The following is a 26260-nucleotide window of genomic DNA, read 5'->3' as shown; positions in this document are numbered from 1 at the left end:
TCAGCGTGAGGGTTTAGGGCACGACGGATGCGCGCCGGCAGTGACCAAATCGGCAACGGCGCCGCGGGGGTCGCCGCTGGTGACCAACCCCTCGCCGACGAGCACCGCGTCAGCGCCCGCGCCGGCGTAGGCCAGCAGGTCGGCGGGGCCGCGCACCCCGGATTCCGCGATGCGGATGACGTCGGTCGGCAACCCCGGCGCGATCCGCGCGAAGCAATCACGGTCGACGTTGAGCGTCTTGAGATCCCGTGCGTTGACGCCGATCACGGTGGCACCGGCCGACAGCGCCCGGTCGGCTTCCTCCTCGGTGTGCACCTCGACGAGCGCAGTCATGCCCAGCGATTCGGTGCGTTCCAGCAGCGAATCCAGCACCGGCTGCTCCAGCGCCGCGACAATCAACAGCAGCATGTCCGCGCCGTGTGCGCGTGCCTCGTGGATCTGATACGGCCGGACGATGAAATCCTTGCGCAACACCGGAATTGACACCGTGGCGCGCACAGAGTCCAAATCCTCAAGGGATCCGTTGAACCGGCGCTGTTCGGTCAGCACGCTGACGATGCGTGCGCCGCCGTCCTCGTAGGCGCGGGCCAACTCGGCCGGATCACCGATCGGCGCCAACTCGCCGCGCGAGGGGCTGGCACGTTTGACTTCGGCGATCACGCCGATGCCGGGCGCACGCAACGCAGCCATCACATCAAGCGGCGGCGGGGCGTCCTTGGCGCGTGCCTTGATCTCGGCCAACGGTATGACGGCCTCACGGGCGGCGACGTCGGCGCGGACTCCCTCGATGATCGAGTCGAGTACGGTTGCCGAACTCATGGGTCCGAATCCCTTCCGCCGTCGCGCCCAATGGTCTGCATCGAAGGGTACCGGCCGCACGCCACCGTCGATCACCGGCCCTTGGTCTCTGGATCGGCCGGGTCGCGCGTCGGATCGGCGCCCTGATCGAGGGCGTCCCAGATCCTGCGTTCGGACATTTCGTCACCGGGCTCCTCGGACGGCGCCGCGGCCCGGCGCGTGTAGCGGGACACACCGGAGCGTTTCGTGGTCGCCGACCGCAGGAGCAGCACCGCGGCGACGAGCGTGACCACCGCGGCGACCAACGTAAGCACCGCGCCCCCGTAGTGGCGCTGGCTGCCGATCAGGTGTGCGACGGGCGCCTCGGCGATGTGCGACGCGCGTACCGCGACGTCGGCCGTCGTCCACAGGGTGATCGCCAGATAAGCCATTCCACCGCTGCTGGCCGCGACCAGCAGCGCCAGCAACCGCAGCGGCCAGCCCCGCACCGCCAACACCGCGACAGCAGCGGCCACCAAAAGCACGGCCAGCGGCACCACCGCCGTCGACCACTGGGCGCCGGACAGCGCGACGGTCTTGGGCTGTCCCAGACCGTCGAACGATGTCACCTCGACCCACGTCATGCGCGACGCACCCCACAGCGCGGCCGCGGCGAGCACGAGGGCGACCTGGGCGATCCGGATCACGGCTCGGCCAGGGTTTCGGCGGCGGCGATGGCGTTGAGCACCGCGCGGGCCTTGTTGGCCGCCTCGGTGTACTCGTAGGGCCCGTTCGAGTCCGCCACGACTCCCCCGCCGGCCTGCACGTAGGCGGTGCCGTTGCGCATCAGCGCGGTGCGGATCGCGATCGCGAAGTCGGCGTTGCCCGCGAAATCCAGGTAGCCCAGCACGCCGCCGTAGAGGCCGCGGCGGGTCTTTTCAACCTCTTCGATGAGCTCCATCGCACGCACTTTCGGCGCCCCCGACAGCGTGCCTGCCGGAAAGCACGCCGTCACCGCGTCCAACGCGGTCTTGCCGTCGGTGAGCAGCCCGGTAACCGTCGACACCAGATGCATGACGTGGCTGTAACGCTCGATGTGGCTGTAGTCCTCGACCCGCACGGTCCCGGGCGTGCAGACCCGGCCCAGATCGTTGCGGCCGAGGTCGACGAGCATCAGGTGTTCGGCGCGTTCCTTGTCGTCGGCCAGCAACTCCTTTTCGAGCAGCAGGTCCTCCTCCTCGCTCGCCCCGCGCCACCGCGTGCCTGCGATCGGGTGCGTGGTGGCGCGGCCGTCCTTGACCGTCACCAACGCCTCCGGACTCGAGCCCACCACCGAAAAATCCAGCCCGCCATCGGCGTTGGGCACGTTGACCAGGTACATGTACGGGCTCGGGTTGGTCACCCGCAGCATCCGGTACACGTCGAGCGGGTCGGCGTCGGTGTCCATCTCGAACCGCTGCGACGGCACCACCTGGAACGCCTCACCGGCTTCGATGTCGCCGACGAGCTTGTCGACGATCGCGGTGTACTCCTCGAGTGTGCGCTGCGAGCGGTGCCGCGGCTGGGGCCGGCTGAACGTGGCCACCGTCGACGGCAGATGCTCGGAGAGCGCCGCGGTCATCACGTCGAGGCGCTTGACCGCGTCGTCGTAGGCCCAGTCGACGCGTTCGTCGGTGCCGTTCCAGTTCACCGCGTTGGCGATCAGCGTGATGGTGCCCTCGTGGTGGTCGACGGCGGCGATGTCGGTGGCCAGCAGCAGCAGCATGTCGGGCAGGCCGAGGTCGTCGACCGCCAGCGACGGCAGCTTCTCGAGGCGGCGCACCATGTCGTAGGCGAAAAAGCCGACCAGACCGCTCGACAGCGGCGGTAGACCCGGCAGGGGTTCGGTTTCGAGCAGTGTCAGTGTCGCGGCCAGCGCCGCCAGCGGGTCGCCGCCGCTGGGCGCGTCCTGCGGTGTGGTGCCCAGCCATACCGCTTCCCCGTCGCGCACCGTCAGCGCCGACGGGGCGCCCGCGCCGATGAACGACCAGCGCGACCAGGACCGGCCGTTCTCGGCCGACTCGAGCAGAAACGTTCCCGGCCGGTTGGCGGCGAGCTTGCGGTAGGCCGACAGCGGCGTCTCGCTGTCGGCGAGCACCTTGCGTGTCACCGGCACCACCCGGTGCTCGCCGGCCAGCGCCCGGAAATCTTCGCGCGACGTGGTCACGGACAGGCTGGCGGTGGTTGGCACCTGTCAATCCTCCCAGACGCAGCCCAGGGCCGAGGACGACGCCGGTGTCAGGGGGCTGGTGAGCACGACGGGTGACTGGGCCATGAACCGTGGGGTGGTGCCGCGGTGCTCGTCGGCGGCATGTGCGGTGAACGGGTGCAGCAGGTACATATCGCCGGGCGCCCCGGTCGCGTACGCCACGTCGCGTCCGGTGCTGACGCGGTCCACCAGCGCGCCCATCTCGGTGAAGTCGACCGGTTCGGGCCCGAGGGCTTTGGCCACGTCGCGGTGTGACCCGACCCGGATGCGCGTCGGCGCGTCGTGTGGTCCGACGTCGGAGAGCAGGGTGAGCAGCAGCATCGTATGCGGACGCCCGGTGACCGCCCACGCCCCGTCCGGTAGCGGTGTGTTCGCGTCGATATGCCAGCCGCGGTCGTCGGCGGCGGGGGCGACCGGAAAGCGCACCGGGATGTTGCCCAATGTGCCGCGCGGCTGCCACCCGCCGACACCGCAGATGCGATCCAGCGCGGCGGCCAGCGTCGGGCTTTTCAGCAGCTCGCCGAACGGGCCCGCGCCGGCCGGGTCGACGGCCCACCGCACCGGTTCCGACCATCCGTTTGGGTCCTGCGGGGACAGCCCGAGTTGACGCCACAGCAGGTCTCGCGCCGCATCGCCGGTCTCGCGCGGCGCCGCCTGCTCGAGCTTGAGGTAGCCGTCGGATATGAACGCGTGGATATCGATGGTCTCGGGCATCGCCGAATATTCTCTCCTCGAAACCGACGCAATGGTCGATCTGGTCGCCCGAAACCAACCAAATCGTCGGCCTGGCGATAGGGCGTAGCGTGACGTGCATGAAAAAGGGTGACAAAGTTGCCGACTTCCAACTGCCGGACCAGACGGGCACCGTCCGCAGCCTCACCGAGCTACTGGCCGACGGGCCCATCGTGCTGTTCTTCTATCCCGCCGCGATGACCCCGGGCTGCACCAAGGAGGCGTGCCACTTCCGCGACCTGGCGGCCGAATTCGCCGCGGTCGGCGCTAGCCGGGTCGGGATCAGTACGGATCCCGTCGACAAGCAGGCCAAGTTCGCCGACAAAGAGGGATTCGACTATCCGCTGCTTTCGGACGCCGACGGCACCGTAGCCGAGCAGTTCGGCGTAAAGCGCGGCCTGCTCGGAAAGTTCATGCCGGTCAAGCGCACCACCTTCGTCATCGACAGCGACCGCACTGTGCTCGCCGTGATCGCCTCCGAGGTCAGTATGGACAGCCACGCCGACAAAGCCCTCGAAGTGCTCAGGCAGCGCCAGTCAGCATGACCCGCTCACGGTGAAGCAGGGCCGATGAAGTCGACCGCCGCGCGGATCGCGGGGCGATGCCGCAGCAGCCGGTAATGCGCCAATCTGCCCAGACCCTTGGTGGTCATCAGCTGTGCGCCCGGCCAGGACGCGACGACCCGTTCGCTCGTCTCGTAGGGCGTGTCCGGGTCGTCCGGATCATGGATGAGCAACAGCGGCGGATAGCCGGTGCGGGCGCCGACGACGGTCATGTTGGTTTCGTGTAGCGCCATGTCGATGCGACGTTCCAGACGCCGATGCAGGCCCGCGCGGATGCGCGGACCAAAGCCGTGGCGTACAGCGAAAAGATCAAGGTAGAGCGGGAATTCGCCCATCGGCGCCAGATACACCAGACGCTCGACTTGCGCGCCATCCGCGACCGCGAACGTGGTCGCGTTGGCGCCGAGGGAATGAGCGATCACCGCTCGCGCCGGGCCGTGTTCTCCGATCATGGCCCGTACCGCTTCTGCGCACTCGATGAGCGTGGTGCGCCCGGGCTTGAGCGCCCCCGCTCCGGACTCGTTGTGGCTGGGCAGGTCGAACGCGATCACCCGGTGGCCGGATTCGACGAGCGGTTTGATGAACATGCCCAAATGCGGGCGTCGCCCGCCCCAGCCATGCACGAGATAGACCGGTGGCCCCTCGCCCCACGATTCGCCCACGATTCGATGGCCGTCCCAGTGCGCTTCCAGCGGCTCGCCGGGGGCGACACCTGGCGGCAGGCGGAGGTCAAAATCCATCACCGGCGGGGTGCACCACAGTTCGACCGCCCATCGCGACCCGATGACGGGCGCGATGCGCTCCAGCCACCAGAACGCCCGACGCACCCCCGGGTCGACCGGCGGTTCGATACCCGATCCCTTTATTGCGACGGCGGTCGCGGGCTCTGCTTCGGTCATGCGGGCCCGAGCAGCTCGTCGGCGTCAAAGCAGGTGTGAGCGCCGGTGTGGCAGGCCGCGCCGACCTGATCGACCTGCAGCAGCACAGTGTCTCCGTCGCAGTCCAGCCGCACCGAGTGCACGTACTGGGTGTGGCCCGACGTCGCACCCTTGATCCACTGTTCGCCGCGTGAGCGCGAATAGTACGTCGCTTCACGGGTTTCCAGCGTGCGGGCCAGCGCGTCGTCGTTCATCCACGCCACCATGAGAACCTGACCGGTGCTGCGTTCCTGCGCCACAGCGACGAACAGGCCGTTGGCGTCGCGTTTTAGCCGCGCCGCGATCTGCGGATCCAGGCTGCTCACCTGTACCCTCGGCCCTTCGCGCAAGCGCTCATCGCACCACGATCCCTTCGGCCGCCATCGCCGCCTTCACCTCGGCGATAGTCAGTTCGCGGAAGTGAAACACGCTGGCCGCCAACACGGCATCGGCGCCGGCGGCCACCGCGGGTGCGAAATGCTCCACCGCCCCGGCACCACCGCTGGCGATCACCGGCACGGTGACCGCCCCGCGGACGGCCTTGATCATCGGCAGATCGAAACCCGCCTTGGTGCCGTCGCAGTCCATTGAGTTCAGCAGGATCTCACCGACGCCGAGTTCGGCCCCGCGAGAGGCCCATTCAACGGCATCGATGCCGGTGCCGCGTCGGCCGCCGTGTGTGGTGACCTCCCAACCCGACGATGTCGGCTGCTCGCCCTGCGGAACCGTGCGGGCATCGACGGACAGCACGATGCACTGCGACCCGAATTGACGCGACAACTCGGCCAGCAGTTCGGGGTTGGCGATCGCGGCGGTGTTGACCGAGACCTTGTCAGCGCCGGCCCGCAGCAGCGCGTCCACGTCGGCCACCGACCGCACCCCGCCGCCGACGGTCAGCGGAATGAACACCTGCTCGGCCGTCTGCTTGACGACCTCCAGCATGGTGGCCCGGCCCGACGACGACGCCGTGACATCGAGGAACGTCAGCTCGTCGGCGCCTTCGGCATCGTAGACGGCGGCCAGCTCGACCGGATCGCCTGCGTCGCGCAGGTTTTCGAAGTTGACACCCTTGACCACCCGGCCGTCGTCAACATCGAGACACGGGATGATCCGCACCGCAAGGTCTTTGGGGTTCATCAGTAATCCTTGGCTTCACCGACCGATTGGACTAGTTCGAGCAGCCGCCCGTGCACGCGGGGCGCTCCGACCAGCACCGACGGTGACTGCGCTGTCCATTCGTTTCCGGCCAGGTCGGTGGCGATGCCGCCGGCGGCCTCCACCAGTGCGATCCCGGCGGCGTGGTCCCACACGTGGCCACTGAAACTGACTGCGCCGCCGAGGATGCCCGCGGCGGTGTAGGCGAGGTCGATACCCGTCGCGCCGTGCATCCGCAGCCTCGAGCATTTCCGGCTCAGGCTTTCGATGATCGCGAGGCGGTACCGTCCGGGAACCCTGCCGCGTGAGTCGACGTTGAAGGTGCTAACCCCGACGATGGAGTCGTCGAGTTCGCTGGGTTGCAGCCGGTTCTGCTCGACGCCGTTGTAGCGCAGCGGTCCACCCTGGACGCCGGTGAGCCGTTCACCGGTGAACGGCAGCCACGTCAGACCGGCCACCGGCTTACCATCCTGCAGCAGGCCCAGCAGGATCGCGGCGAGCGGAGATCCGGCCGCGTAGTTGAATGTGCCGTCGATCGGGTCAAGCACCCACACCAGCGACGAATCCAGGTCGGCGCCACCGAATTCCTCGCCGTGCACGTCGATGCCGGTGTTGGCTCTCAGCGCCTCGACCACCTGCCGTTCGATGGCCAAATCCACCTCGGTGGCGAAGTCGTTGCCCTTCTTCTGCACAGCGGATTCCGCGCGGTGGCCTTCGATGAACGGCTTGGCCGCATCGTCGAGGATCGCAGTGGCCTCAGTCACGAGCCTGTCGAGTTCGGTTGTGTCAAGCGCCATCTACGACCTCACCGCGGCCAGCGCCTCCGGCAGCGTGAACCGCCCGGCATATAGCGCCTTGCCGACGATCGCGCCTTCCACGCCACGGTCGGTCAGGGTCGCGATGGCCCGAAGGTCGTCGAGGCTCGAGACGCCGCCGGACGCGATCACCGGGGCCTCGGTGCGTTCGGTGACCTGCCCGAGCAACTCGAGGTTAGGGCCTTTGAGCGTGCCGTCTTTGGTGACGTCGGTGACCACGAAGCGTGAACATCCTTCGCGGTCAAGGCGTTCCAGCACTTCCCAAAGCTCCCCGCCGTCGGTTTCCCAGCCGCGCCCGCGCAACCGGTGCGCGCCGCCAGGCGAGGAGGGGTCGATCTTCACGTCCAACCCGACCGCGACGCGGTCGCCGTGTTCTGCAACGACGCCGGCGCACCACGTCGGGTCCTCCAGCGCGGCGGTCCCGAGGTTGACGCGGGCGCACCCGGTGGCCAGCGCGGCGGCCAACGATTCGTCGTCGCGGATGCCGCCGGACAGCTCCACCGCGACGTCGAGCTTGCCGACCACTTCGGCGAGCAGTTCCCGGTTGCTGCCGCGGCCGAACGCCGCGTCGAGATCGACCAGGTGGATCCACTCCGCGCCGTCGCGTTGCCACGTCATCGCCGCGTCGAGCGCCGAACCGTATTCGGTTTCGCTGCCGGCCTGGCCCTGTACCAGGCGCACCGCGCGGCCCTCGACGACGTCTACGGCGGGAAGGAGGATCAGTCGCTTCGACACATCGGTCAACCTAGCCCCCTGACCCAGTTGGTCAGCAACGCGGCACCGGCGTCCCCGCTCTTCTCGGGGTGAAACTGTGTCGCCGACAACGCTCCGTCCTCGACCGCGGCCAGGAACGGGACGTGGTGGGTGGCCCACGTCAACTGCGCGTCGGGCCGACCTTCCCATTGCTGCGCGGCGTAGGAGTGCACGAAGTAGAAGCGGGTTTCGGCGTCCAGCCCGTCAAACAGCCGGGTGCCCTGCGCCGCGTCGACGACGTTCCAGCCCATGTGCGGTATGACCGGGGCGTCGAGCCGCACGACCGCGCCTGGCCATTGGCAGCAGCCCTCGCTTTCGTTGCCGAACTCGACGCCGCGGCTGAACAGGATCTGCATGCCGACGCACACCCCGAGCACCGGGCGGCCCGCCGCCACCCGACCGGCGATGACCTTCTCACCGCCGATTCGGCGCAGCCCCGTCATGCAGGTTCCGAATGCGCCGACACCCGGAACGACGAGACCGTCGGCGTTCTCGGCGGCCTGGGTGTCTGAGGTCACCGTGACGTCGGCACCGACGCGCTCGAGTGCCCGTTGCGCGGAGCGCAGGTTGCCCGAACCGTAGTCGAGGATGACGACGCGGCGGTGCCGCGAATGTGCTTTGGTGCTCATAGCAGCCCTTTGGTGGACGGCACCCCGCTGACCCGCGGGTCGTATTCGGTTGCCTGACGCAACGCGCGGGCGACGGCCTTGAACTGCGCCTCGGTGATGTGGTGCGGATCTCGGCCGTAGATGGTGCGCACGTGCAGCGCGATGCGGGCGTTGGAAGCCAAGGTCTCGAACACGTGCCGGTTGATCACGGTGTGGTACGGCACTTCTGAGCCGGCGATCGTGGTGTGCAGCATGTGCTCGGGCTCACCGGTGTGCACGCAGTAGGGCCGACCGGAGACGTCGACGGCGGCGTGGGCCAGGGTTTCGTCCATCGGGATCCAGGCGTCGCCGAAGCGGCGAATGCCCTTCTTGTCGCCCAGCGCCTGACCCAGCGCCTGGCCCAGCACGATCGCGGTGTCCTCGATGGTGTGGTGGCCTTCGATCTCGACGTCGCCGTCGGCGCGCACGGTCAGGTCGAAGCTGGCATGGCTGCCCAGCGAGGTGAGCATGTGGTCGTAGAACGGCACGCCGGTTTTCACGTCGACGCGGCCGGAGCCGTCGAGGTCGAGCTCGACGGTGATGTCGGATTCCTTGGTCTTGCGTTCGATTTTCGCGCGGCGTGGCGCGCGCACGGGTTCGGTCACGATGCTCCTATTCGGGCGCTGGCGGTCAGCAGCGCGTCGTTCTCTTCGGCCAGACCGATGGTCGAGCGCAGGTATCCGGGGATGCCGACGTCGCGGATCAACACCCCGGCGTCCAGATAGCGCTGCCAGGTCGCGGGCGCGTCGGCGAACTCGCCGAACAGCACGAAGTTGGCGTCGCTGGGGATGACGCGAAACCCCATGCTGCCCAACGCCGCTGTCACGCGGTTACGTTCGGCGATCAGCTCGGCGACGCTGCCGAGGGTGTCGTCGGCGTGGCGCAGCGCGGCACGCGCGGCGGCCTGGGTGATCGACGAGAGGTGATACGGCAACCGGACCAGCAGCAGCGCCTCGATCACCGCAGGCGCGGCCGCCAAATATCCGAGTCGCCCGCCGGCGAAAGCGAAGGCCTTGCTCATGGTGCGGGTGACGACGAGCTTGGTCGGATAGTCGTCGATGAGGTTGACCGCGCTGGGCTGCGAGGAGAACTCGCCGTAAGCCTCGTCGACGATGACGACCCCTGCCGGTGTGGCCTCCAGCAGCAGACGCAGCTGGTCGAGCGTAATGCTCTGTCCCGACGGATTGTTCGGGCTCGCGATGAATACGATGTCCGGTCGGTGCGTCCTGATGGCCGCGACGGCGGCGTCGGCGTCGAGGCTGAAGTCGGCGGCCCGGTTGGCCACCAGCCACGTCGTCTGGGTGCCGTCGGCGATGATCGGGTGCATCGAGTAGGACGGCACGAAACCGATCGCGCTGCGGCCCGGGCCGCCGAAGGCCTGCAGCAGCTGCTGCAGGATCTCGTTGGACCCGTTGGCGGCCCAGAGGTTTTCCATGCTCAGCGCGGTACCGGTCTGCACGGTGAGGTACGCGGCCAGGTCGGCGCGCAGCGCGACCGCGTCGCGGTCCGGATACCGGTTCAATTCGCCGGCGACCGCGTGGACCGAAACCGTCACGTCGTCGACGAGCGCCTTGGTCGGCGGATGCGGGTTTTCGTTCGTGTTGAGCCGGACCGGAACGTCCAACTGCGGTGCCCCGTAGGGCGACTTGCCGCGCAGATCGTCGCGCAGCGGCAAGTCGTCGAGCGTGACGTTCTTGGCTAGCGTCACGTTTCGAACCTCCGCCGCACCGCTTCGCCGTGCGCGGGCAGGTTTTCGGCCTCGGCCAGCGTGATGACGTATCCGGAGACGTCCTTGAGCGCAGTCTCGTCGTAGTCGACGACGTGGATGCCGCGCAGAAAAGTCTGCACCGAAAGGCCACTGGAGTGCCGTGCGCAGCCTGCCGTGGGCAGCACGTGGTTCGACCCCGCGCAATAGTCGCCGAGGCTGACCGGTGCGTAGGGCCCGACGAAAATCGCGCCGGCCGAACGGATTCGCTGTGCGACGGCGCGCGCGTCGGCGGTCTGGATCTCCAGGTGCTCGGCGGCGTACGCGTTGACCGTGCGGATGGCCGCGTCGAGGTCGTCGACGAGCACGATCGCCGACTGCCTGCCGCCGAGCGCGGCTGTCACCCGGGCGCGGTGCACTGTGGTCTCGAGCTGGGTGGCAAGCGCACGCTCGGTGGCGTCGGCCAGCGCCACGTCGGGGGTGACCAGCACGCTGGCGGCCATCTCATCGTGCTCGGCCTGGCTGATCAAGTCCGCGGCGACATGCGCGGGATCGGCGGTGTGGTCGGCGAGGATCGCGATCTCGGTCGGACCCGCCTCGGCGTCGATGCCGACCTGGGACCGGCAGATGCGCTTGGCGGCGGTGACGTAGATGTTTCCGGGCCCGGTGATCATGTCGACGGGGGCCAACTCGGCACCGTCGGTGTCCGCTCCGCCGTAGGCCAGCAGCGCGACGGCCTGTGCACCGCCGACCGCCCACACCTCGTCGACCCCGAGCAGCGCGGCGGCGGCCAGGATCGTGGGGTGCGGCAGGCCACGGAAGGGTCCGGGCTCCGACTGCGGCGGGCTGGCGATCACCAGGGAAGCCACCCCGGCCGTCTGCGCCGGCACGACGTTCATCACCACGCTGGAGGGGTAAACAGCGTTGCCGCCCGGCACATACAGCCCGACTCGTTCGACGGGCACCCAGCGCTCGGTGACCGCCGCGCCGGGGGCCAGCGTCGTCGTCGTATCGCTGCGACGCTGGTCGGCGTGCACGGCGCGAGCACGGTCGATGGCCACCTCGAGCGCGGTGCGTACCTCGGGGTCGAGTTCGGCCAGCGCCGCCTGCAGACGCTCGTGCGGCACCCGTACCCGGTCGGGACGCACATCGTCGAACGATTCGCCGTATTGCAGGGCCGCTTCAGCGCCGCGTGCGGCTATCGCATCGACGATCGGACGGACCTTGGGCACCACGGCGTCGACATCGACACCGCCCCTGGGCAGGGCCGAGCGTAACCGGGCAGCCGAAAGTTCGGCGCCGCGCAGGTCGATGCGCGCCATCGCGGTGGCCATCGCGGTGGCCTTGGCATCCGGGGAGGTATCCGGGGACGATGCGCTCACCCTGCCATTGTCCCAGAACAGGCCAAATCGATATCGCCGCGGCAACGGCAAGGCTCTGCGGTCAGCTAGAGCAGGCGCTTACTGGCACAGTTCGATGAGCTTGTTGCTGGCGGCATCAGCCTCCTGCAACCGCGCGGTCTGTTCGGGATCGGTGTTGGGGATGCCTGCGGTGGAGCGCGAACCGATGTCCATCAGATGGTTGGCGAACGTCCGCACGGCGTCCGCAAGCTCCTGTGGGGTGTCGGGCTGCAGCCGGGCCAGCAAGTACTGGCCGCCGTCGTAGAGCGCGAGGCGGGCGTTGGCCGCGACCGCCAGTGAGCCGGTGACGTCTTCCGGTCCGCCGGGGGGTTCAAGGTTGGTGTTGATCTGTACGCCGTTGCGCACGACGGCGAAGGTCTGGCAGATGCTGGCCTTGGGGTCGTCGGTGGGCGTGCCGGCGAACAGCGACGTGGACTGCGGCGGCTGCTCCGGTTCCTTCATCAACGCCCAGACGGCGAGACCCCCTGCAACAAGCGCGACGACCAACGCCGCGACGGAAACGATGAAACTTCTTGACGACCCCGATGCTTCAGACATGCGGCCGATCGTAGCGACCGCGCCCGGCTCGACTGCGAAGTTGGGTCGGCGAGTACGCAGAAACTGCGTCACGCGTGCAGCAAATGACGAATACGGCAAGAACCCGGTGGCGTCTGTTGTTGCTCTCTGACCGGGAAATGCGAAGCCCGACGCAATTTCAGCAAACTCGTGCAGGAATAATTTGCCAATTTCCTGGCTATCAAGATCAGTTAGCTAGCATTGCTAGAAGAGATAGTTTCGCTTGAAAGTAGCTGATCTTGACCGTTAGCCAAATAACGAACATTTAGATGGTTCTAGTTACCGGACGCGTAACTTGCCGGCGACGAAAGGGTGCGCCAGCGAACACTCCGACGGGACCAGCCGCCGGCCGACTGGGCACCCCTACGGGCCCCTTGGCGTTGCAGACCTTTGCAGGACCGTCCAGACTCTACGTGTCTACCTGCGTTTTTAGTAACACCGAGGTCGGGACGGATAGTCGCCACAGGCTCATGCGCCAGACTCGACAACGTCGCGCGCAGCAAGCGACCACTAGGAAATCAACGGCTGTGTCAGCACGTCAGAACGGTTTGCGAAAAATTCTGAATCTGATTTGGCCAAGTTGCTGGCCTTTGCTCTTCAGAACTGTCAATATGTTCCCAACCGGCATTCATCGATTAGCTGTGTGAAGACCAGACGTTGGGGGCTGAAGAAAATCGGTCCACGGTTGCGCGAATGGTAATCGGCGGGGGTCGGGTGCGTGATCCATTTCATGAAGGGGAGAAACATGTCCACTGCAACTTCTGTCGGTAAACACCGCGCAGCTGCACGAGGTACCAACGTCCGGCGCGCGGTTGGCGGCGCAATGGCTGGCGGGGCCATGGCCGCGGCATTCGTCGGTTTCGGCTCGGTCGGTACGGCCCAGGCCGCACCGCTTGATTGCCCACTGTTCTGTGATTTCGCGGGGGGCAGCTTGGTCGGCGACGGCGGTGCGCCGCAGGCTCTCGCGTTCAACCCGGGCGATGCGGTGAACTTGTTCAATCCCATCCTCGACAACCCGCTGACGTTGGTGTTCACCTTCGGCATGATCGGCAACGGCGCCGATGGCAACGCGCTGCACCCCGACGGCTTCAACGGCGGTTTCCTGTTCGGCAGCGGTGGCGACGGCTACAGCCCGACCGAGATCGACGGTCTTCTCATCCCCGCCGGCAATGGCGGCAACGCCGGCCTCTTCGGCGGCAATGGCGGCAACGGTGGCAACGGTGCCAATGGACTCCTCGGGATCGGTCCCGCTCAGAACGGCGGCGCCGGTGGCAACGGCGGCTTCTTCGGTAACGGCGGCAACGGCGGCGACGGCGGCGACGATCTCGGCGTTCTCGTCGGCGATGCGACCGGTGGCAACGGCGGCGCGGCCGGCCAGGGCGGATTCGTCGGGACCGGCGGCTCCGGTGGCGACGGCGGCGACGCCCAGACACTCGGCACCGGCACGGCCACTGGCGGCACCGGCGCCGACGGCGCCAACGGCACCATCGGTGGTGGTGACGGCGGTGATGGCGGCAACGCCAACGCTGTCGGCACCGGCGCGGCTACCGGCGGCGACGCCGGCGACGCGGGCAACGCCGACTTCTTCGGCGGCGGCGGCAGCGGCGGCAACGCCGGTCACTCCACCTCAACCACCGGCACATCCGCCGGCGGCAACGGTGGTGACGGCGGCAGCGGCGGGTTCGTCGGCGATGGCGGTAACGGCGGCAACGCCGGCAACGCCACGTCCGCGGGCGGCAACACCAACGGCGGTAACGGTGGTGACGGCGGCAACGGCGGCTTCTTCTCCGACGGTGGCAACGGTGCCAGCGGCGGAAATGCCAGCGGTGGCGATTCGACCGGCGGCAACGGCGGCAACGGCGGTTCCGGTGGCATCTTCGGCAACGATGGCAGCGATGGCCCGGACGGCAACGATGGCAGCGACAGCGCCGATAGCGCGGACAGCACGGATAGCAGCGACTCCGATGAGTAGTTGTCCCATCGGCTGACACCGCACCAAAATGGCGATGCCCGTCCCCTTGTGGGGCGGGCATCGTCACGTAATCTCAACGTTCATGTCCGCCAAGGATCACCCCAACCACGCTCCGGGCGTTCCGATGGTTTATCCGCCGGCGTTCGAGCGCCTGCAGATCAAGTACATGAACCCGGTTGTCAAACGGATGGCGCGGTTTCTGCCCGGCCTTGCCAAGATCCGCCACCGCGGCCGCAAGTCCGGGAAGACCTATGAGACCGTCATCACCCCGTTCCGCAAGGACAACACCGTTGCCATCGTGCTGGGCCACGGCAAGACGGACTGGGTGAAGAACGTGCTCGCTGCCGACGAGGCCGAGGTGGTCTTCGGCTCGCGTACGATCCGCATCGTCAATCCGCGGATCGTGCCGGCCGGCGGCGACGCGGAAGGCCTGCCGTTTCCGGCCCGCCTGCAGGCCAAGAAAATGGGTGTGCTCGTCGCCGATATCGCCTAGATGTCCAGGCCGATGTCGAGAACCGACACCGAGTGCGTGAGCGCGCCCACGGCCAGATAGTCGACTCCGGTGCCCGCATACTCGGCGGCGGTTGCCAGCGACAATCCGCCGGAGGACTCGAGTTTGGTTGCCGGCGAACGGGAGTCGCGGCGCTGCACGGCAATCTGCGTCTGCCACACCGGGAAGTTGTCGAGAAGCACCAGCGCTTCATCGCCGAGATCCTCGGCCAGGATTTCATCGAGTTGTTCGAGCGAATCAACCTCGACTTCACACGGCAGCCCCGGTGCGGCCGCGCGTACGGCCCGCAGCGCGGCGACCACTGAACCGGCGGCCGCCACGTGGTTGTCCTTGATCAACGCTGCGTCGCCCAGACCCATGCGGTGGTTGACGCCGCCGCCGACGCGCACCGCGTACTTCTGCAGGGCACGAAGACCCGGCAGCGTCTTGCGGGTGTCGCGGATCTTGGCCTTCGTCCCGGACACCGCATCCACCCACGCCGCGGTGGCCGTCGCGATACCCGACAAATGGCATACCAGGTTCAGCGTCGTCCGTTCGGCCGTCAGCAGGCCCCGAGTCGGCGCCTCGACGGTCAGCACGGCGGCGCCGGGTTCCACCCGTGTCCCATCGGCCGCCCGGTGCGACACCTGGTATCCGTCCGCGCCGAGCACCTCGTCGAACGCCAGCAGCGCGACATCCACACCGGCGATCACCCCCGCCTCGCGGACGACCATCGACGCGGTCGTCGTCGCATCGGCGGGAACCGTGGCTAGTGTGGTGACGTCGGCGCCGTAGCGCAGGTCCTCCTCGAGCGCGCGGGCGATCACCCGGCGCGCCTCGGTCAACTCGTCGGCGGTCAGTTCCATCAGCAGTACGCCGCCGCGGCAACCAGGCTGCGCGTCAGCGCGGGATCGGTGGCCGGATGGTCACGCCGATGGTGGCAGCCGCGGGATTCGGTGCGGGCCAGGGCCGCCGAGGCCAGGGCACCCGCAGTCGTGCTCAGCGCGACATCCTCGAAATCGGTGCGCGAGCGGATGGCGCGCTGCGGCGCGTCCTCCAGCTGCGCTGCCAGCACGCCGAGGCCGTCTGCGTCGCGCATCACCGACGCGTGGCGTGACATCGCTGCTTGCAGGTCCACGCGCCGCAGTGCGCACCGTGTCACCGGCTCAGGCGGCTGTGCCGTCACCGGTCCGGCCGTCAGAGCATGTGCGGCAGCGGCGTTTCCGGCGCGACCGCCGACCACCAGTCCCTCGAGCAGGCTGTTGGACGCCAGCCGGTTCGCGCCGTGCATGCCGGTACAGGCCACCTCACCCGCGGCGAACAGGCCCGCGATGTCGGTGCGGCCGTGCACGTCCGTGAGGACGCCGCCGCAGCTGTAGTGCGCGCCGGGAACCACCGGAATGGGCTCAACGGTGGGGTCGATACCGGCGGCCCGGCAGGCGGCGGTGACGGTCGGAAACCGGGTGGTGAAGTTGGCGATCCGCCGAGCGTCCAGATACACACACTCGTCGCCGGTGGCCTCCAGCCGGGCGTGGATGGCACCGGCGACCACGTCGCGCGGAGCCAGATCCCCCATCGGGTGCACGCCCTCGGTGACCGAAATCCCTTGGGAGTCAATCAGAACAGCGCCTTCGCCGCGGACCGCCTCGGTGATCAGCGGACGTCGACCGCCGGCGTTTCGGTCGAACAGCATGGTCGGATGGAACTGCACAAACTCCAGGTCGCCGATTGGCAGCCCCGCCCACATCGCCAGCGCCACACCGTCACTGGTCGACCCGGCAGGGTTGGTGGTCGCCGAGTACAGATGGCCCAGTCCGCCGGTCGCCAGGATCACCGATGGTGTGTGCAGGACGCCGGGACCGTCGTCGCTGAGCACCAGCACCCCGGTGACCGCATCGTCATCGCAGAGCAGTTCGACGGCCACATGGTTGTGTCGGATGTCCAGGACCGCGGCCGCGCCGTTGAGTGCCCGCTGCACCTCCGCGCCGGTCGCGTCTCCCCCCGCGTGGATGATCCGCCTGCGTGAATGGCCCCCTTCCCGGGTCAACGACCACCGCCCCGGCACAGCTTCGTCGAATCGGGCACCGTCGCCGACCAGGTCGCTGACGGCCCGATAGCCGTCCGCCACGATCGAGCGCACCGCCTCGGGGTCGCACAGGCCCGCACCGGCGGCCAGTGTGTCGGCGACGTGCGCCTCGACCGAATCCCCGTCCTCGCGCAGCGCGTCCGGTAACACCACGGCGATACCGCCCTGCGCGAAATAGGTTGCGGTGGTCCCCCACAACTGGCCAGTCTTGCTCAGCACCACCACTTTGCGGCCGAGCCGGTGCGCGGCCAGACCCGCGACCAGCCCGGCGACCCCGGTGCCGATCACAACGACGTCAGCGCGCTGCTGCCAGTGGCCCGCCCAGGGGCCCGACCCGCCGCAGGCCGCGGGACGCGTCATTCGCCGCCGCCGGGCCGGCCGATCTCGATCATCCGCTGCACGCTGGCCCGCGCCAGCCGCGCCGTCTCCGGGTCGACGTCGACCTCGTCCTTGCCCTCCAGCAGGCAACGCAACAGGGCGGCAGGCGTGATCATCTTCATGAACTTGCACGACGCCCGGTCGTTGACCGCTTGGAAGTCGACTTGCGGTGCGGCCCGCCGCAACTGGTGCAGCATGCCGACCTCGGTGGCCACCAGCACCTGCCGCGCGCCGGTCTCACGGGCGGCTTCCAGCATGCCGCCGGTGGACAGGATCTTCACCCGGTCCTGCGGAAATGCGCCCTCACCGGCCAGGTACAACGCGGAGGTGGCGCAACCGCATTCGGGATGGACGAACAGTTCGGCGTCCGGATGGCTGCGCGCCTGGTCGGCGAGCTCATCACCGTTGATGCCGGCGTGCACGTGGCACTCACCCGCCCACACGTGGATGTTCTCGCGGCCGCTGACCCGTCGCACGTGGGCGCCCAGAAACTGGTCGGGGCAGAACAACACGTCTCGGTCGGCCGGAATCGACTCGATCACGTCGACCGCGTTGGACGACGTGCAGCAGATGTCGGTCTCGGCTTTCACCGCAGCCGTGGTGTTGACGTAGGAAACGACCACGGCCCCAGGGTGTTCGGCTTTCCAGGCGCGTAGCTCGTCGGCGCTGATGGAGTCGGCCAGAGAACAGCCGGCGCGCTGGTCCGGGATCAGCACGGTCTTGTCCGGAGACAGGATCTTGGCCGTCTCGGCCATGAAGTGCACGCCGCAGAACACGATGGTGTCTTCGGGCGCGTCGGCGGCGATGCGCGACAGCGCCAGGGAGTCGCCGACGTGGTCGGCCACCTCCTGAATCGCCGGCAGCTGGTAGTTGTGCGCCAACAGCGTCGCGCCCCGCAGATCGGCCAACCGACGCACCTCGGCGGCCCATTGCTCGTCGCCGTCGACGCCGGAGTAGCCGGTCGCGCCGTCGGTGATCCGGCTGGCCAGATCGTTGGCGGGCATACGGTCGAGAACCGTCACGGTGTCTCCTCCATCCCGTATCGGGGTTTTCGACTTACAATCGAAAACATGCAATATGGTAACACCGCACATGAAGTGCTCGCCGTCGTGTTCCAGGTTCGGGGTGTGCACCCGCAGGACGAATCCGAGAAACCGGGACTTCACGTGCTGTTATGGCAGCGGGCGCTGGCACCCGAACGCGGCAAGTGGTCGTTACCGGGTGGCCGGCTGGGCGTGGACGAGGATCTGACCAGCTCCGTTCGCCGGCAACTGGCCGAAAAAGTCGATCTTCGTGAACTTGCTCACCTCGAGCAGCTGGCGGTGTTCTCCGATCCCCATCGGGTGCCCGGCGTGCGCACCATTGCGTCGACGTTCCTCGGCCTGGTGCCCTCCCCCGCGACGCCCGAGCTGCCACCCGACACCCGCTGGCACCCGGTGAGCGCGCTGCCGCAGATGGCGTTCGACCACGGGCCCATGGTCGAGCACGCCCGCGCCCGACTGGTCGCCAAGCTGTCCTACACCAACATCGGCTTCGCCCTGGCGCCAACGGAATTCGCGTTGTCCACGTTGCGAGACATCTACCACGCGGCGCTCGGACACCAGGTCGACGCGACGAACCTGCAACGTGTGCTGGAGCGACGCAAGGTCATCACCCGCACCGGCACTACGGCGCGGTCCGGTCGCAGCGGCGGGCGGCCCGCGGCGCTGTACAGGTTCGCCGACGCGCGCTACCGGGTAACCGACGAGTTCGCCGCGCTTCGGCCACCAGGCTGACCCGGCTAGCTTCTTAAAGCTTTCTTAAGGTAGAAAGGACCGAATGGACCTGGGCAGCGCCGCACCGGCAACCGGTGCCGAGTGGATCGGCCGCGTACCGCACGAGGACCTGGTCCGCGGTGGTAGCCGCCCGAAACTGCCTGTCGACGACCCGTTCTATGAACCACCGGCTGGTTTTCAGCATGCGACGCCGGGCACCGTGCTGCGCAGCCGCGACGTCGAGTTGGCCTTCTTCGGCCTGATCCCGCAGAAGTTCACCGCCACCCAGGTGCTTTACCGCACCTCCGACATGAACGGAAACCCGGAGGCGACCGTCACCACGGTGATCGTGCCTGCTGAGCGCACGGACCGGCCGGTGGTTCCGGTGTTGTCGTACCAGTGCGCGATCGACGCGGTGACGTCGCGCTGCTTTCCGTCGTATGCGTTGCGCCGCGGGGCCGTGGCGCCGGGTGCGCTCGCGCAGGTCGAGTTCTTCCTGATCGCCGCCGCGCTGGCCGAGGGCTGGGCGGTTTCGGTGCCCGACCACGAGGGCTCGCGCGGCATCTGGGGCACCCCGTTCGAGCCGGGCTACCGCATCCTCGACGGCCTGCGGGCCGCGGTGAGCTGCGAACGGCTGGGCCTGGCCCCGACCGCGCCGATCGGGCTGTGGGGTTACTCGGGCGGCGGTCTGGCGTCGGCGTGGGCGGCCGAGATGCACGCCCAGTACGCCCCCGAGCTCAACATCGTCGGCGCCGTGTTGGGCTCGCCGGTCGCCGATCTCGGCCACGCCTTCCGCAGGCTCAACGGAAGCCTGTACTCGGGGCTGCCCGCGATGGTGGTCGCGGCGCTCTCGCACGTCTATCCCGACCTCGACCGGGTCATCCAGGAGCACGCCACCGACGCGGGCAAGGCGATGCTGCTGCGGGTGCAGAACATGACCACTGCACACGCGGTGTTGCGGTTGATCGGTATGGACATGGACAAGCTGGTCGATATGCCGCTCGAGGCGATCCTCGACATGCCCGAGGTCAAGAACGTCTTCGACAGCATCAAGCTCGGCACGGCGGTGCCCACACCCCCGGTGTTGGTGGTGCAGGCGGTGCATGACCGGATCGTGGCCGTCGACGACATCGATGAGCTGACCGAGATGTACATCTCTGGTGGGGCCTCGGTGACCTACCACCGCGACATGTTCAGCGAGCACATGCTGCTGCACCCGATGTCGGCGCCGATGGCGTTGCGCTGGCTGATCGATCGCTTCGACGGCAGGCCGGTCAACGAGCATCTGGTGCGGACCAAGTGGCCGACGCTGCTGAACCCGATCACCTACGTGGGCATGGCGCGGTTGGTGAAGATCGCCGCCAAGGTGATCACGGGGCGGACGGTGGAGCGCCGCCCGCTGTGAGGGCAGACCCGACCGGCGCTTCGTCGATCGGCGGCCACGCCCCCAGGTCGTCGCGCGGGGTCGCGACGGCGATCAGTGAGTACACCAACGCCGCGGTGGCCACGGGAAACATCAGCGTCACGGCGATCAGCAGCGGCGTATGCCCGAAGAACACCGGCGGCGCCTCGACGACATAGTGGACGCGGTTCTCGGGTGAGACTGGTGCCGCCGCGACGTCGATGATCCCGTAGCGCATGCGCACCAGCACGGCACCCACCACCGCGGCGACGGTAGCGGCGGCCGCGCAACCGATCGAAAGCGCCGCTGCCAACATCGGGCCGCGGTGCGCGCGCCACTGCCAGACCAGCACTGCGGCCACCACCGCGACGACGCTGGTCATGCCGAGGAGCAGAAACGCCGCCGTGAAGAAGTGGTCGCCTTCGTTGCCGAGGTAGGCGCGGATGCGGTCCCCGTCTTTGGTGAGCGCGATGACGCCGTGGATCGCCGGCGCCAGCCAGGCCCACAGCGCCCCGACCGCCACACCGGCCAACGTCAGCCCGGCGACGATGATCACCGCCGCGCGACGACGTGAAATACGGGGTGCACCAACATCATTCATCGCAATCCTCGGCTCTTCGCGCAAGCGCTCATCGCAATCCTCGGCTCTTCGCGCAAGCGCTCATCGCAGCTCCACGTCCTTGGAATCGGTGACGCCGTGCCGGGAACATTTGGCCGACCAGCCGTCGGGGCGCACCTGAACGATCATCCGGCGACCGCACTCGGCGCAGTACCGGGGCGGTTCCAGCCCAAGCTGGGCCGCGGTCGGCACCATGGTGCCGTCGGGTTCGCCGGTGTAGACGTTGAACGCCATCCAAGAAGTCTTACAGGGTGGCGTTGAGCGCCTTGATCGGCATCTGCAGATCGTCGAGCAGTTCCAGGTCGGACTCGGCCGGGCGGCCCAACGTGGTCAGGTAATTGCCGACGATGACGGCGTTGATGCCGCCGAGGATGCCCTTCTTGGCGCCCAGATCGCCCAGCGTGATCTCGCGGCCCCCCGCGAAACGCAGCATGGTGCGCGGCAGCGCGAGCCGGAACGCGGCGACGGCCTTGAGCGCCTCCGACACGGGCAGCACGTCCAGATCTCCAAACGGGGTGCCCGGCCGTGGGTTGAGGAAGTTCAGCGGCACCTCGTGCGGGTCGAGTTCGGCGAGGTTGGCGGCGAACTCGGCGCGCTGCTCGAGGGTTTCGCCCATGCCGAGGATGCCGCCGCAGCAGACCTCCATGCCGGCGTCGTGCACCATCTGCAGCGTGTCCCACCGCTCTTCCCAAGTGTGGGTGGTGACGACGTTGGGAAAGTGCGACCGGGCGGTCTCGAGGTTGTGGTTGTAGCGGTGCACGCCCATCTCGGCGAGCTGATCGACCTGGTCCTTGGTGAGCATGCCCAGCGAGCAGGCGATCTGGATGTCGACCTCGTTGCGGATCGCCTCGATACCCGCCGCGACCTGAGCCAGCAACCGCTCGTCGGGACCGCGCACCGCGGCCACGATGCAGAACTCCGTCGCACCGGTCTTGGCGGTCTGCTTGGCCGCCTCCACCAGGCTCGGCACATCCAGCCACGCGCTGCGCACCGGTGACGCGAAAAGTCCTGACTGCGAACAGAAGTGGCAGTCCTCCGGGCAGCCGCCGGTCTTGAGGCTGATGATGCCCTCGACCTCGACGTCGGGTCCGCACCAGCGCATCCGCACGTCGTGGGCCAGGGCTAGCAGGTCGTCGAGCCGGTCGTCGGGAAGCTGCAGCACCTGCAACGTCTGGTCCTGGTCGAGGCCTTCGCCGCGCTCGAGCACCTGTTCGCGCGCCTGAACCAGAATGTCGTTCACCGGTGGGCTCCTCCTGCTTCTTGAACACGTCGGCGAGCCGACAATTGAACACGTCGGCGAGCCGATAATTGGACACGTCGGCGAGCCGATAATTGGACACGTCGGCGAGCCGATAATTGAACGCTGTTCAGGTTAGGGTACGGGCGTGCAGCTGACCAAACGCGACGTGGTGGCGGCCGCGGCCGCCCTACTGGACAACTACGGGCTCGCCGACCTGACGATGCGCCGGCTGGCCCGCGAGCTCGAGGTCTCCCCCGGCGCGCTGTACTGGCATTTCGCGAACAAGCAGGAACTGCTGGGCGCGGTATCCGACGGGATCCTCGACGGGCTTTCCGCTGCCGTGGACTTCGTCGATGTATGCACCCGGCTGCGGAATGCCCTGCTGTCGCATACCGACGGTGCCGAGTTGGTGTCGGCCAGTTTCGCCGCGGGTCAGTCGGAGGCGATGAAGCAAGTTCTGGCGTCGCTCGCCGCCGCGGCGGCCCAAGCCGGCCTGGACGGCACGCACGCCGACCTGGCCGCTCGCACGGTCGTCTACTACGTGCTGGGCTTCACCGTCGACGAACAGTCGCGGTTGCAGTGGGACGCCGCAGGCGCCGAGGTGCCCGACGAACAGTCGGTGCTGAGCGACGACGCCGACGCACGCTTTGCGTTCGGGTTGCGCCTGCTGCTGAACGGTATCGCGTCTCACCGCCACAGCGATGTGTGGAGCGGCACCCGCGCTCACCGCGGCTGAGACTCCTCAAATCGCCAGGGCGGACTTGATCTCCGCGATCACCCGGTGCGGATACGCGGTGAGGTCCAGCCAGGTGAACCGCAGCACCTGCCAGTGCCGTAACGCAAGGGCATTTTGGCGTTTGCGATCGTTGTGAAAGTCGTCTGTGTCGCTGTGAAAAGCCAACCCGTCGACTTCGACGGCCACCTTCTGCACCGGGAACGCCACGTCGATCTTGTAACCGGCGGCGGGGTAATTCGTCTCCCATCCCGTTATTCCAGCCGCTCGCAGCAGTTTGACCAACAGCCGCTCGGCCTCTGAGCGCGCCCCGTCCGAAGCCGCCTGCAGGAGCGTTCTCGCTGCAGGCGAGCCGTGGCGGCCTTTGTTGCGAAGGTGCGCCGACCACAGCGCACGCAGATCGGTGTGTCGCTGCAATGCCGCATCCATCAATTTGGCGCCATCACGTCGTCGAACGGCGGCTTCCACCACGGTCAGGGCGATCGCGGTCACCCGCAGCCGGTTCAACTCGACAACATCGGACTCGTCCAGGTCGCGCCTGCGCAGCCTAGTTCCTGGCCGCCGCCGCAAGCGCGCAGTTCTGGGGACGGTGACCTCGACGATGGTAGGGGCGAACCGCGTGAGGCTGTGCACCCACGCCGCTGCGAGGCCGCTCGCGGTCGCCTGAGCACCGTAACCCCACACGCCCGCCCGGACGCGTGCGGCGTCGGTGAACGGCCGGTCGTCTGCGAAGTAGACGCCTTGGGAGCACCGAAGCCAGCGACCGGACCTGATGCGTCGATCGACGGCATCTTGACTCAGCCCGCATCGTTTGGCCTGAGCCAGCGTGATGACGCCGTCCTGCCGGCGCAGATATTCATCCAGCACACTATGAATGGACGCGCCGAACCCTCACCCGGTTCCATTCGCTGTGATTTGTGGAGCGGCACCCGCGCTCACCGCGGCTGAGACTCCTCAGATCGCGAATTCGCGCTTGGTCTCGCCGACCCAGCGGCGCAGTCCGACGATGGTGCCCTCGGTCTCGGCGGGTTTCCCCGCGATCCGCACCGCGCGACCGATCTGGGCAGGCACCACCCGCCGCGCCAACGTCGTGTGCGGGGTCCACCGCCCAGGAAGCGAGTTGGCCATCGGCGCGGGGTGTGCATGCGGTAGCGCCAGTTGGTACACCTCGGCGTGCATCTCGAGCAGCCCGACGGTGGGAACGAGCAGACGGGTCAGGATCAGCTTCGCTCGCCCGAACAGCAACGGTGCGCCGATCCGCACCGGCATCGGCAGCCGCGCGGCCACCGGCGCCAACAGGGCGTCGACCTCAGGATCGATGCGCTCGGCGACGACCAGCGTCGCGTGCGGTCTGCTCGCTGGCGCCTGGCTGGGAATGTCGGCGTCGCGCAGTTGATCCCAGATGCCGCGGATCGTCGCCTCGGTGTCAGGGTCGAACACCAGCTCAACGGAATGCACCATGGCTACACCAGGCTGTTGACCCAGTCGGCGTCGAAAGCGTTCGCGCTCATGGTCTCGAACTGCGACGCGCTCATCGTCCCCGCGCCAGAGCGCAGCACACCGCGCAGCGGCGCCAGCCCCGCCAGCGCCTTTCGGTTGCCCTCCTCGGCGGTACCGGGATCTGGCGGCCACGCGCCGATCACCAGACCGGCACATGAAATACTTTGGGCAGCAAGGGCTTCCAGGGTCAACGCGGTGTGGTTGAGGGTACCGATCCCGGCAGCGACGACGACGAGCACCTGCGCGCCGAGATCTGCCGCCACGTCGCGCAACGTGACTCCGTCGTCCCCCAGTTCGACGAGCAGGCCACCTGCCCCTTCCACGAGCACCAACTGCGCACCGACACCGCGCACCGACGCCAAGAGTTCCGCGCGGCTGGGCAGCGCCATGGCCGCCCGCTGTGCGGCCGCGCGCGGTGCCAACGGTTCCGGATAACGCCACTCGCCGTGCAGCGCGGTCACCCCGGACAGCCGGCCCACGTCGGCGAGGTCGTCGTCGCGGGGGCTTCCGGTCTGCACGGGTTTGCACACCGCCACGTCGATCCCGGCCAACCGCGCCGAACACGCCAGCGCCGCGGTCGCCACCGTCTTTCCGACGCCGGTGTCGGTCCCGGTGATGACGAGCGTGCTCACCGGCGCGCTTGTCCGAGCACGTCGGCCAAAACCGCACGCGCCAACGCCATCTCGTGCTCGGTGAGCGACGCCCGGGCCGTCAGTCGCAGCCGCGAGGTGCCCGCGGGCACCGTCGGCGGGCGAAAACAACCGACCCGCACCCCGCGGTCCAGACATGCCACCGCGGCGGCCAACGCCACTTCCGGCTCACCGAGGACCACCGACACCACGGCCGAGTCCGGTGGCGTCGGCACGCCGCACACCGACGCCAGCGTCTGCGCGTGGGCGAGCACGTCGTCGGCGCGCTGCGGCTCGGCGATCAACACGTTCAGCGCCGCCCACGCCGCCCCGACGGCCGCGGGCGCCAGGCCGGTGTCGAAGATGAACGGCCGCGCCGCGTCGATGAGATGGTCGCGCACCGCGGCGGGTCCGAGCACCACCCCGCCCTGGCTGCCGAGGGCCTTCGACAGCGTCGTCGTCATCACGATGTCGGGCGCACCGGCCAACCCGACCTCGTGCAGTAGCCCGCGTCCGCCGGTGCCGCGCACCCCCAGCCCGTGCGCCTCGTCGACGATCAGCAGCGCCCCGTGCCGCCGGCAGACGTCGTGCAGCGCCCGCAGCGGGGCCAGCGCACCGTCTGCGGAGAACACCGAATCGGTGACCACCACCGCGCGCTCCTCGTCGCGGCCGGCCAGCGCCGCCTTCACCGCGTCCACGTCGCGGTGCGGGGTGACCGCCACCCGGGCACGGGAGAGCCGGCAGGCGTCGACCAACGAGGCATGCGTCAGGGCGTCGGGCACCACCAGCGACCCGGCACCGGACAGCGAGACCACCGCGCCGATGTTGGCGGTGTAGCCCGAGGAGAACACCAGGGCCGATTCGGCACCGACGAAGTCGGCGAGCGCCTGCTCGAAGCCTTCGTGCAGTTCGGTGTTGCCGGTGACCAGCCGCGAGCCCGTGGATCCGGCGCCCCAGGTGCGCAGCGCGGCCACCCCGCCGTCGATCACGTCGGGGTGCTGGGACAGGCCGAGGTAGTCGTTGGACGCCAGGTCCAGCTCGGTGCCGACGGGTGCTCGGGTGCGCAGCGACCGCCGCAGCCCGGCCTCGCGGCGCTGCTGCTCGACGTCGCCGAGCCACGCCAGCGGGGATAGACGTGCGCGCGTCACTTGAGCACCTCCCGGGACTTG

At 68.4% G+C, this 26260-nt stretch carries 30 protein-coding genes; 6 read left to right on the top strand and 24 right to left on the bottom strand.

Features of this window, described 5'->3' with window-relative positions; all coding sequences use genetic code 11:
• From trpC to ABQF13_RS19430, 4 genes are all read right to left on the bottom strand, one after another.
• Positions 1-819 (bottom strand): indole-3-glycerol phosphate synthase TrpC, encoded by an 819-nt coding sequence (trpC, locus tag ABQF13_RS19445; RefSeq protein ID WP_448394416.1) that lies wholly within the window; start codon positions 817-819, stop codon positions 1-3.
• Positions 820-890: 71 nt separating this feature from the next.
• Positions 891-1484 (bottom strand): TIGR02234 family membrane protein, encoded by a 594-nt coding sequence (locus tag ABQF13_RS19440; RefSeq protein ID WP_448394415.1) that lies wholly within the window; start codon positions 1482-1484, stop codon positions 891-893.
• The gene (locus ABQF13_RS19435; RefSeq protein ID WP_448394414.1) at positions 1481-3007 is read right to left on the bottom strand and encodes an anthranilate synthase component I; all 1527 of its coding nucleotides are present in this window, start codon (positions 3005-3007) and stop codon (positions 1481-1483) included. Before ABQF13_RS19435 ends, ABQF13_RS19440 begins: the two co-directional genes overlap by 4 nt.
• A 3-nt stretch (positions 3008-3010) precedes the next feature.
• Entirely contained in the window at positions 3011-3739 is a 729-nt protein-coding gene (locus ABQF13_RS19430; RefSeq protein WP_448394413.1) for a phytanoyl-CoA dioxygenase family protein, read from the bottom strand.
• Between the two features lie 98 nt (positions 3740-3837).
• On the opposite strand from ABQF13_RS19430, the gene ABQF13_RS19425 reads away from it, so the two are divergent.
• Positions 3838-4302: a peroxiredoxin gene (locus ABQF13_RS19425; RefSeq protein ID WP_448394412.1), complete on the top strand. Its 465-nt coding sequence runs from the start codon at positions 3838-3840 to the stop codon at positions 4300-4302.
• A 5-nt stretch (positions 4303-4307) separates the two neighbouring features.
• Here the strand turns inward: ABQF13_RS19425 and ABQF13_RS19420 are convergent, their stop codons facing one another.
• From ABQF13_RS19420 to ABQF13_RS19375, 10 genes are all read right to left on the bottom strand, one after another.
• Positions 4308-5219, bottom strand: coding sequence for an alpha/beta fold hydrolase (locus ABQF13_RS19420; protein ID WP_448394411.1), 912 nt, complete (start codon positions 5217-5219; stop codon positions 4308-4310).
• Entirely contained in the window at positions 5216-5563 is a 348-nt protein-coding gene (gene hisI / locus ABQF13_RS19415) for a phosphoribosyl-AMP cyclohydrolase (protein WP_448394410.1), read from the bottom strand. The genes ABQF13_RS19420 and hisI overlap by 4 nt, the downstream gene beginning before the upstream one ends.
• Before the next feature lie 28 nt (positions 5564-5591).
• Complete coding sequence (gene hisF, locus ABQF13_RS19410; protein WP_448394409.1) at positions 5592-6374, bottom strand: imidazole glycerol phosphate synthase subunit HisF; 783 nt, start codon at positions 6372-6374, stop codon at positions 5592-5594.
• The gene (locus tag ABQF13_RS19405; protein ID WP_448394408.1) at positions 6374-7189 is read right to left on the bottom strand and encodes an inositol monophosphatase family protein; all 816 of its coding nucleotides are present in this window, start codon (positions 7187-7189) and stop codon (positions 6374-6376) included. The genes hisF and ABQF13_RS19405 overlap by 1 nt, the downstream gene beginning before the upstream one ends.
• Positions 7190-7942, bottom strand: coding sequence for a bifunctional 1-(5-phosphoribosyl)-5-((5-phosphoribosylamino)methylideneamino)imidazole-4-carboxamide isomerase/phosphoribosylanthranilate isomerase PriA (gene priA / locus ABQF13_RS19400; protein ID WP_448394407.1), 753 nt, complete (start codon positions 7940-7942; stop codon positions 7190-7192).
• Between the two features lie 5 nt (positions 7943-7947).
• Positions 7948-8589 carry an imidazole glycerol phosphate synthase subunit HisH gene (gene hisH / locus ABQF13_RS19395; protein ID WP_448394406.1) on the bottom strand — a complete coding sequence of 214 codons (642 nt, stop codon included), beginning with the start codon at positions 8587-8589 and terminating at the stop codon, positions 7948-7950.
• A complete protein-coding gene (gene hisB, locus ABQF13_RS19390; RefSeq protein WP_448394405.1) occupies positions 8586-9212 on the bottom strand; it encodes an imidazoleglycerol-phosphate dehydratase HisB in 627 nt (208 codons plus the stop codon). Before hisB ends, hisH begins: the two co-directional genes overlap by 4 nt.
• Positions 9209-10315, bottom strand: coding sequence for a histidinol-phosphate transaminase (locus ABQF13_RS19385; RefSeq protein WP_448394404.1), 1107 nt, complete (start codon positions 10313-10315; stop codon positions 9209-9211). Before ABQF13_RS19385 ends, hisB begins: the two co-directional genes overlap by 4 nt.
• Entirely contained in the window at positions 10312-11634 is a 1323-nt protein-coding gene (gene hisD / locus ABQF13_RS19380; protein ID WP_448394499.1) for a histidinol dehydrogenase, read from the bottom strand. Before hisD ends, ABQF13_RS19385 begins: the two co-directional genes overlap by 4 nt.
• A gap of 138 nt (positions 11635-11772) precedes the next feature.
• On the bottom strand, positions 11773-12270 hold the full coding sequence (locus ABQF13_RS19375) for a hypothetical protein (protein WP_448394403.1): 498 nt from the start codon (positions 12268-12270) through the stop codon (positions 11773-11775).
• 841 nt (positions 12271-13111) lie between these two features.
• Between ABQF13_RS19375 and ABQF13_RS19370 the strand changes: the two genes are divergently transcribed.
• Positions 13112-14260 carry a PGRS repeat-containing protein gene (locus ABQF13_RS19370; RefSeq protein WP_448394402.1) on the top strand — a complete coding sequence of 383 codons (1149 nt, stop codon included), beginning with the start codon at positions 13112-13114 and terminating at the stop codon, positions 14258-14260.
• Between the two features lie 82 nt (positions 14261-14342).
• A complete protein-coding gene (locus ABQF13_RS19365; RefSeq protein ID WP_448394401.1) occupies positions 14343-14753 on the top strand; it encodes a nitroreductase family deazaflavin-dependent oxidoreductase in 411 nt (136 codons plus the stop codon).
• Here ABQF13_RS19365 and nadC read toward each other — a convergent pair.
• From nadC to nadA, 3 genes are read right to left on the bottom strand one after another with little or no spacing between them, the layout of a single operon-like run.
• Positions 14750-15616 carry a carboxylating nicotinate-nucleotide diphosphorylase gene (nadC, locus tag ABQF13_RS19360; protein WP_448394400.1) on the bottom strand — a complete coding sequence of 289 codons (867 nt, stop codon included), beginning with the start codon at positions 15614-15616 and terminating at the stop codon, positions 14750-14752. The genes ABQF13_RS19365 and nadC overlap by 4 nt on opposite strands.
• Entirely contained in the window at positions 15616-17196 is a 1581-nt protein-coding gene (locus tag ABQF13_RS19355; protein WP_448394399.1) for an L-aspartate oxidase, read from the bottom strand. The genes nadC and ABQF13_RS19355 overlap by 1 nt, the downstream gene beginning before the upstream one ends.
• Positions 17193-18218 (bottom strand): quinolinate synthase NadA, encoded by a 1026-nt coding sequence (gene nadA, locus ABQF13_RS19350; protein WP_448394498.1) that lies wholly within the window; start codon positions 18216-18218, stop codon positions 17193-17195. Before nadA ends, ABQF13_RS19355 begins: the two co-directional genes overlap by 4 nt.
• A gap of 66 nt (positions 18219-18284) precedes the next feature.
• Between nadA and ABQF13_RS19345 the strand changes: the two genes are divergently transcribed.
• Both ABQF13_RS19345 and ABQF13_RS19340 read left to right on the top strand, forming a co-directional pair.
• Positions 18285-18989 carry an NUDIX hydrolase gene (locus ABQF13_RS19345; RefSeq protein WP_448394398.1) on the top strand — a complete coding sequence of 235 codons (705 nt, stop codon included), beginning with the start codon at positions 18285-18287 and terminating at the stop codon, positions 18987-18989.
• A 43-nt stretch (positions 18990-19032) separates the two neighbouring features.
• Positions 19033-20373, top strand: a complete 1341-nt coding sequence (locus ABQF13_RS19340) for a lipase family protein (RefSeq protein WP_448394397.1) — start codon at positions 19033-19035, stop codon at positions 20371-20373.
• On the opposite strand, the gene ABQF13_RS19335 is transcribed toward ABQF13_RS19340, so the two are convergent.
• From ABQF13_RS19335 to bioB, 3 genes are read right to left on the bottom strand one after another with little or no spacing between them, the layout of a single operon-like run.
• Positions 20339-20971, bottom strand: coding sequence for a DUF2567 domain-containing protein (locus ABQF13_RS19335; protein ID WP_448394396.1), 633 nt, complete (start codon positions 20969-20971; stop codon positions 20339-20341). The genes ABQF13_RS19340 and ABQF13_RS19335 overlap by 35 nt on opposite strands.
• Positions 20972-21031: 60 nt before the next feature.
• A complete protein-coding gene (bsaP, locus tag ABQF13_RS19330; protein ID WP_448394395.1) occupies positions 21032-21223 on the bottom strand; it encodes a biotin synthase auxiliary protein BsaP in 192 nt (63 codons plus the stop codon).
• Positions 21224-21233: 10 nt separating this feature from the next.
• Positions 21234-22229, bottom strand: a complete 996-nt coding sequence (gene bioB, locus ABQF13_RS19325; RefSeq protein WP_448394394.1) for a biotin synthase BioB — start codon at positions 22227-22229, stop codon at positions 21234-21236.
• 145 nt (positions 22230-22374) lie between these two features.
• Between bioB and ABQF13_RS19320 the strand changes: the two genes are divergently transcribed.
• Positions 22375-22965: a TetR/AcrR family transcriptional regulator gene (locus ABQF13_RS19320; RefSeq protein ID WP_448394393.1), complete on the top strand. Its 591-nt coding sequence runs from the start codon at positions 22375-22377 to the stop codon at positions 22963-22965.
• A gap of 6 nt (positions 22966-22971) precedes the next feature.
• Here ABQF13_RS19320 and ABQF13_RS19315 read toward each other — a convergent pair whose 3' ends face one another.
• From ABQF13_RS19315 to ABQF13_RS19300, 4 genes are all read right to left on the bottom strand, one after another.
• Positions 22972-23829, bottom strand: a complete 858-nt coding sequence (locus ABQF13_RS19315) for a PDDEXK-like endonuclease domain-containing protein (protein WP_448394392.1) — start codon at positions 23827-23829, stop codon at positions 22972-22974.
• A gap of 87 nt (positions 23830-23916) precedes the next feature.
• Positions 23917-24423, bottom strand: coding sequence for a 2'-5' RNA ligase family protein (locus ABQF13_RS19310; protein WP_448394391.1), 507 nt, complete (start codon positions 24421-24423; stop codon positions 23917-23919).
• Positions 24424-24425: 2 nt separating this feature from the next.
• Complete coding sequence (bioD, locus tag ABQF13_RS19305; RefSeq protein WP_448394390.1) at positions 24426-25094, bottom strand: dethiobiotin synthase; 669 nt, start codon at positions 25092-25094, stop codon at positions 24426-24428.
• Complete coding sequence (locus ABQF13_RS19300) at positions 25091-26239, bottom strand: 8-amino-7-oxononanoate synthase (protein ID WP_448394389.1); 1149 nt, start codon at positions 26237-26239, stop codon at positions 25091-25093. Before ABQF13_RS19300 ends, bioD begins: the two co-directional genes overlap by 4 nt.
• Positions 26240-26260: the final 21 nt, after the last annotated feature.

The organism is Mycolicibacterium sp. XJ879 (assembly GCF_053483935.1).
Note: the sequence above shows the minus strand (reverse complement) of the source record. Positions and strands in the feature narration are given on the sequence as shown.